Raw genomic sequence first — 11,877 nt, 5'->3', positions numbered from 1 at the left:
GCCTGACCGGACAAGCAAAGCTGACCTGGCCCTCTAAGCTGACTTGGAACCTTATGGCAGAGCACGGGGGCATCACAGGGCATGGATCAACTGGCAATTTCTAATTTGGCGCAGGCTTACTCCGCGGACGTCCAAAGTGCCACCAGCTACAGCATTGCGGCCGAACCCGAGGCCCAGCTCACGATCCCTCTGGCCACCTTCTTCAAGGCCTTCGCCGCAGAGAATGGGCTGGGCACCCTGAGTCTGATCCGTGAGGCCCAACTGGACGGCGTGAGACCGGATTTCGCGGCCACCATCGACGGAAAGCCCTGCGGATGGATAGAGCTGAAAGCTCCCGGGCACACTCTTATCGGGGAGAAGTGGCGAGGACGAGAAAAAGGCCAGTGGGAGTTGCTCGCCCAGCTCGACTCCCTGATTGTCACCAATGGTGAGCGCGCCATCCTGTACATTGCCGGCGCGCCGACTGCTGAATGTGAGCTGCCATTCGAATCTCCTGAATCATGGGATCACCAGCAGCTACTCGATCTCCTGCAGAAATTTGTCCTGGCTAAGGTGAGCCCGATCAGGCGGGTCAGCCAGTTGGCCGACCGCCTGGCGCCTTTGGCCCGGTTCATCCGCATCCGGCTGGACGAGGGCCTGGAGCACAAGGTGCAGGCCGTCTTGGACGCCAAGGCCGCCTGGGACGGCACGGTCCACCAGACCACGTCGTCAACGCAGTTCTCCAGTGACGTCGCGCAAGTCATTGCATACGCGATGGCCATCGCGGGCCTGTCGGGTCAGGCGGACCGCAACAGCGACGGGACGGTGACCTTGGAAGAGGCCAAGGACGCCCTGGCTACCGCCCATCGCAATGTGCTGGCCGCGGCGCTGGGGCCGATCATCGGCATCCCGAAGCTCACCGAGTACATCGGCCCGGAACTGGGGGCGATCGTTCGGCTGATTTCCAGCCTCGATGTGCCAGCCATCCAGTCCTCCAAGGACTCCCGCGGTGAACCATGGCTGTGGTTCTACGAGGACTTCCTGGCCAAGTACGATCCCGAAGCGCGCAAGCAGGCTGGTGTTTACTACACCCCGATGAGCGTGGTGCAGTGCCAGGTGAGGATCGTCGACCACCTGTTGCGCAATCGGTTCGGCCAGACGCTGGGTTTCGGCTCAAAGTCCGTGGTGACCCTCGACCCGGCTACTGGTTCGGGGACGTACCCGCTGGCAGTGATCGACCAGGCTGTGGAAACCGCGTTCGAGGAACGCGGCCCGGCTGGCGCCCGCCAGGTCGCCAAGAACCTGACCAAGAATGTCCTCGCCTTCGAGCTTCTGCCCGGCCCGTACTCCGTCGCTCACCTGCGCGTTGGGCAGAGGCTGGCCGAGGCCCAGGGACAGGCGTTCCAGGCAGATGAGATCGGTGTGTATCTCACCGACACCCTGGAAGACCCACACACGCCGGCCAGCCCTGGCCTGTTCGGTGATGCCAAGGTCCTCGCCGAGGCGGCCGAACAAGCCAGGAAAATCAAGGCCGAGCAGCAGATCACTGTGGCCATTGGCAATCCCCCCTATGACCGGGTCACTTCGGAGAGCGGGGGGTGGGTCGTCCACCGCGAGGACGGCAAAGCCCCGTTGTTCGACGACGTGATCAAGCCGGCACAGGATGCTGGCGTCATCTTCTCCGCCCAAGCGTCGCTGTACAACATGTACGTCTACTTCTGGCGCTGGGCCATCTGGAAGGCTTTCCAGCAGGACCCGCAGGAGAAGGCCGTCGTCTCTTTCATCACCGCTTCCTCCTGGCTGGACGGGCCAGCATTCCTAGGTCTGCGCAAACTGGCCGTTGAGACCGCCAGTGAAATCTGGGTGATGGACCTCGGTGGCGAAGGACGCGGCGCCCGCAAGGAAGACAACGTGTTCGACATCCAGTCCCCGGTGGCTATCGTTACCCTCGTCAAGTCCGGCAAAGCCAGCCGAACCGCAAAGATCTTCTACCGTCGATTCCGGGGGTCACGCCAGGAAAAGTTCGACCAACTCGATAAGATCGACCGCCTCGATCCCACAGACGGTTGGACCGAGTTCGACGCACCCAACGGTGAGCGGTTCATCCCTGTGGCCACAGACAATCAGTGGTCAGCCATGCCATCGCTGGTCGATCTGTTCCCCTGGCAGCAGCCCGGAATCAAGTACAACCGCACCTGGCCCGTCGCACCTTCCCGCGACGTCTTGAAGCGGCGGTGGACAGAGCTTCTTGTCGATGAAAGTGCTGATACGCGGGCCGAAAAATTTGTAGACGGACACTCCGGAAGAGATATCCATACGAAGGTCGGCTCCCTGCCACCATTGGCCGAGTTACCCGCGGGGGCGACGGCCCAGACAATCGTGCGGATGGGGTGGCGGTCTTTCGACCAGCAGTGGACCTTCGATGATCCGCGCCTAGCCAACCTTGAACGACCGGCACTGTGGCAGGGGCTGTCGGACCAGCAGATCTTCCTGGTGTCGCCTTGGACGGCTCGTATCAGCAACGGCCCAGCAGCAACGGTTTCGGTCGGCATCCCCGACCTGCACTATTTCCGAGGCTCTTTCGGAGGCAAGGACGTTATCCCTCTCTACCGGGACGCGGAGTGCAGCCAAGCGAACATCACCGCCGGGCTGCTGGCCAAACTTGCAGAGGCACTCGGCGACCCCATAAGTCCAGAAGACCTACTGGCCTACTGCTACGCCGTCTTAGCCCATCCGGGGTACACCGAGACGTTCCACGACCAGCTCGAGAACGACCCCGTTCACGTCCCGATCACCAACGATCCACAGTTATTCTCCCGAGCCGTCGACCTAGGCCGAGAGCTTCTCTGGCTCCAGACTTTCGGGACGCGCTTTACCACCGAGGACCGCCCACACGGGCGCGTGCCGCGCCGTGATGGTCTGGTCTGGCTCGAACCAGTCACGGCCATCCCCGAAGACATGAAAGCCGTGCAATACGACGCGAACGCACACCAGCTTCATGTCGGGGACGGAGTCGTGGGAGGCGTGATTCCCGCAGTCCGCCACTTCGAGGTGTCAGGGATGAATGTCCTCGACAAGTGGTTGGGCGCCCGAACTCGCAAGGGGATCGGGAAGGCCGCCGGCAAGGCTGCCAAGCCCCTCGACAGGATCCGTCCTACCGAATGGGAAGACGAATGGAACGACGAGTTGCTCGACCTCCTACGGGTCTTGACCGCGACTGTCGACAAATACGCTGACCAGGCAGACCTGCTGGTACAGGTCCTCTCCGGGCCGCTCATTGCTGCATCCGATCTCCCGGCCCCATCCGCAGCAGAACGAAAGGTCCCGAAGACGATCAAGAGAGATTCCAGCCCTGTTGATCTGACAGAGCACCCCCGGTTAATCGACTAAGCCACTATCGCAGTGCAGCGGGCTTGGCTGCTGCGCTTATTGAGGCAAGCCCGTGTCGCCAGCCGGAATCCTTCATGCGGGGGCAGGCTCTGAGGCAATCACCCAACTGGTCACTGATCTAGCGAGGACTTTTGCGTATCCAATCTGTCGGCATTGAAAATTTTCGGTGCCTCAATAGCGTGGAGATTGATTTCGACGCCATCACCACATTCATCGGTCCCAATGGCGCCGGCAAAAGCTCAGTGCTTCGAGCTCTGAATTGGTTCTTCAATGGCGGCTCGCTTGATGAACGGGATGTATGGTCTGGCAGTGCTGAGTTAAAGGTCCGGGTACGAGTGACGTTTGACGGTCTGACCGCCACGGACCGGGAGGCTCTCGGTGAGAAGTATGCACCGGCGTCCGCCGAGACCTTCACCGCCTGGCGCACCTGGACGCCAGGGGAAGACAAGATGACGGGGAATGCTTTTGTGTTCCTGCCTTTCGAGGAGGTTCGAAGCGCCTCCTCGGCATCGGACATGAAGACCGCATGGGCAAAGGTCCTGGAATCTCACCCAGGCCTCAACCTCCCCAAATGGTCCTCCGCCCCGAAGACCGAGGCGGCCATGGAAGAGTGGGAAAGAGAGCACTCCGACCAGCTCCAGGAATCGGAGTCGGGCGGGAACCATCTTTTCGGTTTCAACGGACGGAACGTCCTCTCCGGCATCTTCGACTTCGTTCTGGTCACGGCTGATTTGCGCGCTCACGAAGAGAGCGTGGACAGCAAGGGCACGATCATTAGCCGCATCCTGGAAAAGACGGTCGACCGAACCAACGCCGACGCGGCTTTCTTGTCGCTTGCGGAAGAAGTGGCAACGAAACGCACCGAAATCGCCGCTAAACACCTCACCTCGCAGCTAACTGACCTGGCAACAGATCTCAGTGAGGAGATTGCGGCGTTCACCACCGGTCGTAAGATCCGGTTGCTGCCGGAACAACCTGAGCTGAAACCCCAGGCATCGAAGATTCGCGTCAGCGTCGTTGATCAACTGACAGAGACAGATGTGGACCGACAAGGTCACGGCTTCCAACGAGCCCTCCTGATTTCAAGCCTGAAAATGCTCGCCAACCGGGGCACAAAAGAATCCCCCGAAAGCGTCATTTGTCTGGCCATTGAGGAACCGGAGCTCTTTCAGCATCCGACTCAGGCACGAGCATTCTCTAGCGTCCTACGATCGCTCGCCGCGGCTTCTTCTAATGGGCTGCAGATCTCCTACGCCACCCATTCTCCCTACTTCATTGACGCACGATACTTTGACCAAATCCGGCGGGTCCGTAGAACCTCCTCAGATCCCGACAGCCACGCCGAGGTCACAATCACACGGGCCACTGTCGAGGCCGTGGCCAAGAAGCTGGACGGCTACGTCGATGCGAAGGTGATCACCGCAAGATGGGATCTCGTCTGCACCCAACACCTGTCCGAGGCCCTATTCGCGGACGCCGTGTTGCTCGTAGAGGGAGACGGGGATAAAGCGGTATTCGAGGGCATCGCATCGCGAGATCGGCACCTAGCCATTGACGGCATCTCCGTGGCAGCCGCTCAAGGAAAGGACCACCTCTATATCCCACACGCCATTTTGAGCGAATTGGGAATTCCAACGTTAACCGTCTTTGACAACGACTCCGGCTGTGCCAGCCGCATGGAGAAGAAAAATAAATCTACAAGAGATATCCGTAATGCAGTTCAACAACATAAGAACGACAACCGGGCGATTTTGAGGTACTTCGACGTGGAGGAGGAGGACTATCCCGAGGGACTGGTTTCGCCGGAGCTGCTGGCAATATCCGACACGTTGGAAAGCGTCATCGACGACGACTGGCCTGAGTGGAACACGGAGCTGGAGAGCACAATCACCAGCGGTCGGGGTGTGGGGAACAAGAACGCCGCGACCTACGCCCTAGTCTCAGAAAACTGCTCCGTCGACCCTTCGGGCCGGTTGCTGGCACCGGTTGCAGGCGTTCGGTCACTTATTAATGCCGCCAACTAACCTCAAATAGCGCAACCCCGAGGGAAGGTGAGGAAAGCTTGACGGCCCCAATCCTCGACCTAATTGGCCCGCGGGCTGGCCGGACTCGACCAGGTGGGCGCCGCTGCGGATCTGGGAGTCGGTGAAGGTCTGCCGGCGGCCGCCCAGGTCCTGGCCCGCCGCCCGGCGCTTAGCGACGGAGTCGGTGATGCGTTCGCGCTGATCTCCACTCCATCTGCGCCAGAGCCGCCATCACCGTGAAGACCATCGAGCCCATCGGGATGTGCGTGGCCACCTCTCCCCCGCCCAGGTTCAACACCCGCAGCCCCGCTCCCCGGTTCCGGAGCATCTCGGCGAAGGCCAGCATGTTCGGCGTGGATCGCCCCAACCGGTCCAGGGTGGTGATCACCAGGGTGTCCCCGTCCTGGAGGGCGGTCACCGCCTGGTCGAACTTCGGCCAGGAGGCCCGGGCACCGGACATCCCATGGTCCACGTACACGTCATCACCCCGCACGCCGGCCGCCAGCAGGTCCTCGACCTGCCGGTCGGCGTCCTGCCGGCGAGTGGAGACCCGCGCATACCCGATCAACTTCCCCATGACCACCCCGAGTGTCCCGCAACCAACGCTGGCCGCGCAGCGGGAGGCCTTCCACGGCGTTCCGGTCGCACTCGGGAGCGGCTGTTGCGGAAACGATCGTTCGCGAGACACTCCCTACGTTCACTGGGAAGCCGCGTGATCCAGCGGCGCATCCTGTAACGCTTGCCGTGTACGCGGCAATGTAACGCCCACCCTGGTGGTGATACGTTTTGGGGATGCGAATCGGATACGGGCGTGTCTCCACCCGCGACCAGCACCCCGAGGCCCAGCACGACGCGTTGGTCGCGGCCGGCTGCGAGCAGGTGTTCCTCGATACCGCCTCGGGCAAGCTCGCCCGCCGGCCCGAACTCGACAAAGCATTGCTCTCGGCCAATCGGCCCGGGGACCAGCTCGTGGTCACCAAGCTGGACCGGCTCGGACGTTCGCTGGAGAACCTCATCGAGTTGTCCAAGACGCTGCAGGAACGCGGCGTGGACCTAGTGGTCCTGGACCAGGGCATCGACACCTCCACCGCCCTGGGGCGGATGTTCTTCCAGATCATCGGTTCGATCGCCGAGTTCGAACACGCCTTGATGTCCGAACGGACCCGCGACGGGCTGGCCGCTGCCCGGGCCCGTGGGCGCACCGGCGGGCAGAAACCCAAGCTCGGCCCGCGCCAGGTCCAACTGGCCCGCGAAATGTACGAGGAAACCGACGCGGAGGGCAAACGCGCCCACACCGTCGAGCAGATCGCCCGGGAATTCGGTGTCACCCGCCCCACCATCTACCGGCACCTGACCAAGCCCTGAACAAGGAGCCTCGCACCTCGCAACCTCTAGACACCGATAGGAGCATCCACTATGCGGGACTCAACTGCGAACTGCACTGCTATCCGTCCCTGAGACCAGGCAATCTAGTTCCCCGGACGTACCCGCGGCGAACGTTGCTGGATCGAACGGGATTCTTGATTCAACGGTCGTAGCCGTGGCCGTTCTGGCAGCACGATCCTCTATTAGCGGTCGTCTGTGTCCTCAAGGCGCTGCGGCCGACCTCGCTTCACCAGGTCCCCGCCGGTGGCGAACGGTTCGCCGTCGTTGTAGGCGGCCTCCAACCGGGCACACTCCTTCATCACGGCGCTGGCGATGAAGTCGGACAGCGACCTGTAGCCAGTCCGGGCGATGGTGTTCACATGGGCCGCGCGGATGCGGTACGCGTCCTCCGAGTCCTGGTAGTAGCTGATCTTCTCGCGTTTGGGCTTGGCCGGTTTGCTCTGCTTCGCGGCAGGGTTGACCTGGGGAGTCGGTTCGGGGACCACCTGGCGGACGGGCTCGGGGTCCGGTCCGCGCCGTATTGGCTGCGCGCCCGGTTCAGTCTGGGGCTTCTCTTGCCTAAATTCTTCTGGCTCGGCGGCCGGAGCGGGTGCCGGGGGGAGACCGCCCAGCTCGCTGACCACGGATGTTTTGGGAGCCTTCTTTAGTCCACGGAGCAAGGCGCCGCCCTCGACTCCGCTCCCCCGCCGGGAATTCTCGGTGCTCACAGTTCAGCCCCCTGCCACACCTTGTTCGCGATCCGCTCCAGCGGATCGAGGCTGCCCTGTACTGAGGGACCGAAGGACACCAGCGGCCGGGATTCGGCGTGGGCCTTGGCGAAGGCCTCCCGATCCGGAAGAGCCGGCTCGATCAGGAGGTCTCCGTACTCATCCACCATGCGACGCATCCAGGATTCTTGGTCCACACGGCCTTTGCGGGTCTTGTTCACAACAATCCCGGCGATGCCGAGGTTCTCGTTGAATGCCTCCCCCACCTCGACCATGGTGCGGGCGATCTCCAGGAGCCCTTCAAAGGAGGACACCCTGGGCTCGGTGACGAGCACAGCGTAATTGGCGGCGGTGAGTGCGTTGACGGTGAGCATGCCCAGTGATGGAGGGCAGTCGATCAGGATGACGTCGTATTCCTCGGCCACACCGCGTAGGGCAGTTCGGAGACGGGCCTCGCGGGCGATCATTGAGTCCCGCTCTCGTATAGCCAAGTTGCGCTCCGCGGCTATGACGTCAAGCGTACCGATCCCGGCCTGCCAGGCAATGCCGGCCGGCACGATGGCGTCCGCGGCCGAGCCAGGATGAATGCGTTGGTTATTGTCCGGGTCACCGTAGAGCACGTCATTCAGGGTGAACTCGGGATCCGTGACGCCCAACGCGGAAGTGGTGTTGCGCTGGGGATCAGCGTCGACGACCAGGACTTTTCGTCCTTGGTGTAGGGCGTAGATTTCTGCCAGTCCCACCGTCACGGTGGTCTTTCCGACCCCGCCCTTCTGGTTGGCCACAGCCAACACCTTCGGCGGCATCTCGGCCTTAACTTCAGTCATGGATCTCCGGGGTATGACAAATCGCGAATGGTTTGCTGCCCGGGGCTGAGCGGGAGCCTGGCAGGGCTCATCTCCACTCCCCCACGGGGGTTCTGATGCTGACAACACTATGCCGCGCTTCCCTTACCCACGCCCTGACACGCCGAGCTTGTAACAGGCAGGCAATGGAGGTATTACCGGCATTATAGATATTGCCGGTAATACCTCCATTGGGGATGGGGGCGACAATGCCGGTGATACGGATGAAAGTTAATACCTCTATAAGGTCCCCGAGTACGAGTGCCTCTATTGCGTCTAACCGCTCAGGGATCAGCTATAAATACCTCCATTAGGCATATTAGAGGCATAAAAGCCGTCTTACTTGCCCTAATGCCGGCAAGCATGCGGGGTTCCCTACAGGACGGTGTCCTTTCGTTTAATTGCCTCTACTATCCTCGGGGCTTGCCTCGCCACTGACTCCGTGGCTGCTAGCAATCGGAGCTATTCACGGCGCAAAATATTGCCTCTATTGCTGGCTTTGCAAGAACACCGCGGGAGACCAGAACTGATACTGGAGACAATAGTGACACTGCTGGCATTTCTTCCGAGCTGTCTGCGGTCGCTTCAATGCCTCTGTTGTCTATAGCCGATATGGTCCAAAATGGAGGCCTTTACCTCCGGGGTGGTCATTCCTTGCCCGCAGCCCGTCAATAGAGGCATTACCTCCCGTTGATGCAGTGCTAAATGCCTCTGTTGTCTCCAGAAGAGCGATGGGCGATAACACCAGTTTTGAGGCCGCTGCCAGCAATGACCGCCCAGAATGCCTCTAATATCGCCCCTGGAGACAAGGCCTGCATTATCGGCAATAGAGTCTTTTTGTTTTCGTCGTCACCCGGTACTAGGTGTAGGAACGCGACACTCTAGTGGGGGAGTGGCGAGCGGCGACCAGGGATCAGCGTATTAGTACGACGGTCTCATCCGGCGGCTCGGCTAACTCCCAGAGCAACGACCCAAACTGTAAATCATCAAGGTACCCGGCCGACTGCGCCACCGCTCGAGCCTGCAACCACGCGTGCCATTCGGCGCGCTCCGCGCGGTAACGGGATACTTGGGCGGCAACCTCCTCGGCCATCCCAAGGTGCTCGGCCAGTTCGTCTAAATCTGCGTTAGCCACCACACTCCAGACACCATGGATACCGGTAACCAAACGCCAGGACGCCAGTACGGCCAGCGCATCATTGACCGCGGAACGGGAAAGCCCGGTCTGCAGGACCAGAGTCTTCACCGGCATTGGGTTTCCAGCGCGCTCTAGCTCCTCAAACACGAGCGCTTCAGGCACTCCCAATGCACGGAAGACAGGCCGTAAAGCGTGGATTTTGCCTGGCCTCCAAGAGCGGCTCTCGGCAGCATGTTGCAGGTGGTCCGGAATGACCAGCTCGTAGGCGTCTGCCTCCGTCCCTCGGCCACGCCGGACGAGGCGGAGCAGGGGAGCGGCCATGGCTGTGAGCTCTTTCAAGTGTCTGGACACTGTGCCCGCATCAGTCCCCACGGCAACGGCCAAGGAGCGGACTCCGAAGGAGACGAGGCGGCTGCCTGACTTCATGCACGCCTCGGCTACGGCCCGCAATACGAGACGCTTGGTCAACCCTCGCCGGTCGTTGCCGTAGCGAAGCTCAGAAGCGGAGAACGCGTTCAGCCAGGTGCGCACGAATTGAAAGTCTGGTTGGCCCCCCCGCTGTGTAGAAAGCTGGCTTGTGTTGGTTTTGCGGACGGTATGCGACGACTTGCTGGTGGCGTACCTTCGGGCCTCTACCCAGTCGCGCTTCAGGGCTGACTGGCGGTGTGGGGGGAGTAGCGGGAGTAGAACTGGGCCAGTCCAGGCCACATGCCACTGTGGATTCGTCGCTGGATATCAACCAGTTGCAGTCCGGCGCCCGCGGCGCTGACCAGAACGGCCTGCCGGGCCTCGGAAGGAGAGCAGTACCGGTTGCGGTTCCAGGTGCCGTCGGTCGCGGTCCGGAGCATGTCCGCGGACATGCTGGACACTCTGGCCGGCTCCAGTGGACGCTCATCGTCCTGATGGGAGAGGGTAGTGGCTTCGGTCCAGGTGCCCTCCTCCACTTCGCGTGCGGCACGGACGAGACGGCGTTGCTCGATCAGGGCATCCCAGAGTCGGCCCATCGCATCGGAGCCGTTGGGGTGGGAGGCCACGGCGAGGGCGTGGTCCAGGGGCATCTCGAGCTCCTGGTGTCCGCCAGAGCGGTGGACGGCGCCGGGCATGCGGATACATCCGTGACGGATGCCGCGGTGCGGGGATGGGTCCAGGGTGGGCGCAATGAGCGCGATCGCTTCGACGAGCTCGCGTGCACGGTGGAAGGCCAGTGGCTCTGCCAGAGGCACGTAGAGGTGGCGGCCTCCGCTGGGGGAACGATCGCGAATCCAAGCGGCTCCTGACTCGTGCAGTAGTCCGCAGACGGTATGCACGTCGGCTAGTACCGAGCGCTCAGCGTTGGGGCCCTTAGCGTCGAAGTCCAGGCAGAGCGTGCGGCAGGTGCCGTCGGAGGCATATATCAGGGGAGCAGCCGGCTGCGTCGGCAGGGTGAGTGTGAGGTCCCGCTCGTTGCGGAGCGGATAGTTCCGACCGCCGTCACGAGAAAGTCGAACTCGTGGGCGGCCAGCAAGCAAGGGTGCCAGCGCTGCCCATGCCTCTGCGGGGCCGGGGTTGGGCACGGCTCGCCGAAGGATGGGTTTTTCTGGCAGCGCTGAGTAAGGGTGCGCTACGATGGCGGTGTTCCTTTCCGGGGACACAACAACGGACACCTACCGCCGATGGTTTGGCGACTGTGAGCGGTGGTGCTTCCTGCAAATGGTTATCTGTTCTGTACCGCACCTCCTGGGCTGGTGGCCCTGCAAGGCCACTTGTTGTTGGGGGATGTGACAGCCGTGATGGTTCTGGCAGGAACCACCCGGATCCAATGGGCCCGCTACGGCGGGCCCATTCGTTTATTCGGAGGACATCACGCGGCCTTCTTCAGGTCTTCAGCGATGAGCCGGTCCAAGTACTCCGAGACGCTCAGGCCAGCCTGTCGTGCTCGTTCCACAAGCTTGGGTTTGTCGGCCGCAGGGATGCGTGTGGCGACGAACTCGCGCTCACCCTTGGGGGCGTTGCTGCGTGTTTTCACATCAGGCATGTCCGTTGTCTTTCTCGCTGGCTGGTCGATCTGCAGGGCCTGTAACAACCCGCCAGGAGCCAAACTACCACCGTGGGATTCAGCCATGGATCCCAGTAATGGCGGGGAAGTTGCCCATGTCCAAATGCCTCTATTGAGACGCCTGTGGAACCTGCGGCTATTAGCCCCAATGCCACTTCTAGCGACAACACCGACAATGTAGTCGCTGGTTCCAATAGAGGCTTTCATAAGATTCGGAAACCGGCATATTCGACGCTTTTCCGGCCCGGATGACCCTCGGGCTCTGCCTCCGCTATCCCCAATGTCGCTAACAGAGGCATTATCGCCAACGCCTCTGTTTTCCATGGTGCCTATGACATGGGACTGCTGCAAAAACCCCGAGAAAATTTTGGCC

8 protein-coding genes and 1 pseudogene are annotated in these 11,877 nt (G+C 61.6%); 3 read left to right on the top strand and 6 right to left on the bottom strand.

Annotated elements, in window-relative coordinates:
- Positions 1-81: 81 nt before the first annotated feature.
- Positions 82-3,369, top strand: coding sequence for a type ISP restriction/modification enzyme (locus tag E7744_RS16010; protein WP_210417241.1), 3,288 nt, complete (start codon positions 82-84; stop codon positions 3,367-3,369).
- A 131-nt stretch (positions 3,370-3,500) separates the two neighbouring features.
- Entirely contained in the window at positions 3,501-5,393 is a 1,893-nt protein-coding gene (locus tag E7744_RS15475) for an ATP-dependent endonuclease (RefSeq protein WP_137775241.1), read from the top strand.
- Here E7744_RS15475 and E7744_RS15470 read toward each other — a convergent pair.
- A pseudogene (locus tag E7744_RS15470) lies at positions 5,370-5,970 on the bottom strand (recombinase family protein). The gene E7744_RS15475 and the pseudogene E7744_RS15470 overlap by 24 nt on opposite strands.
- Positions 5,971-6,185: 215 nt before the next feature.
- Here E7744_RS15470 and E7744_RS15465 point away from each other — a divergent pair.
- Entirely contained in the window at positions 6,186-6,758 is a 573-nt protein-coding gene (locus E7744_RS15465) for a recombinase family protein (protein ID WP_137775240.1), read from the top strand.
- Between the two features lie 203 nt (positions 6,759-6,961).
- On the opposite strand, the gene E7744_RS15460 is transcribed toward E7744_RS15465, so the two are convergent.
- From E7744_RS15460 to E7744_RS15440, 5 genes are all read right to left on the bottom strand, one after another.
- On the bottom strand, positions 6,962-7,402 hold the full coding sequence (locus E7744_RS15460; protein ID WP_137775239.1) for a hypothetical protein: 441 nt from the start codon (positions 7,400-7,402) through the stop codon (positions 6,962-6,964).
- Between the two features lie 80 nt (positions 7,403-7,482).
- Complete coding sequence (locus E7744_RS15455) at positions 7,483-8,313, bottom strand: ParA family protein (protein ID WP_246858712.1); 831 nt, start codon at positions 8,311-8,313, stop codon at positions 7,483-7,485.
- A gap of 931 nt (positions 8,314-9,244) precedes the next feature.
- The gene (locus E7744_RS15450) at positions 9,245-10,000 is read right to left on the bottom strand and encodes a MarR family transcriptional regulator (RefSeq protein ID WP_138424650.1); all 756 of its coding nucleotides are present in this window, start codon (positions 9,998-10,000) and stop codon (positions 9,245-9,247) included.
- 116 nt (positions 10,001-10,116) lie between these two features.
- Complete coding sequence (locus E7744_RS15445; RefSeq protein WP_138424649.1) at positions 10,117-10,527, bottom strand: hypothetical protein; 411 nt, start codon at positions 10,525-10,527, stop codon at positions 10,117-10,119.
- A gap of 782 nt (positions 10,528-11,309) precedes the next feature.
- Positions 11,310-11,570, bottom strand: a complete 261-nt coding sequence (locus tag E7744_RS15440; protein WP_137775237.1) for a hypothetical protein — start codon at positions 11,568-11,570, stop codon at positions 11,310-11,312.
- Between the last annotated feature and the right edge of the window lie 307 nt (positions 11,571-11,877).

The organism is Citricoccus sp. SGAir0253, assembly GCF_005877055.1.
GTDB lineage: Bacteria > Actinomycetota > Actinomycetes > Actinomycetales > Micrococcaceae > Citricoccus.
This window is presented reverse-complemented; position numbering and strand designations above follow the sequence as displayed.

Excerpts from the sequence above, each read along its gene's own strand:
- E7744_RS15455 (WP_246858712.1), bottom strand. The coding sequence starts at position 8,313 with ATGACTGAAGTTAAGGCCGAGATGCCGCCGAAGGTGTTGGCTGTGGCC.
- E7744_RS15440 (WP_137775237.1), bottom strand. The coding sequence starts at position 11,570 with ATGGCTGAATCCCACGGTGGTAGTTTGGCTCCTGGCGGGTTGTTACAG.
- E7744_RS16010 (WP_210417241.1), top strand. The coding sequence starts at position 82 with ATGGATCAACTGGCAATTTCTAATTTGGCGCAGGCTTACTCCGCGGAC.
- E7744_RS15465 (WP_137775240.1), top strand. The coding sequence starts at position 6,186 with ATGCGAATCGGATACGGGCGTGTCTCCACCCGCGACCAGCACCCCGAG.
- E7744_RS15445 (WP_138424649.1), bottom strand. The coding sequence starts at position 10,527 with ATGCCCCTGGACCACGCCCTCGCCGTGGCCTCCCACCCCAACGGCTCC.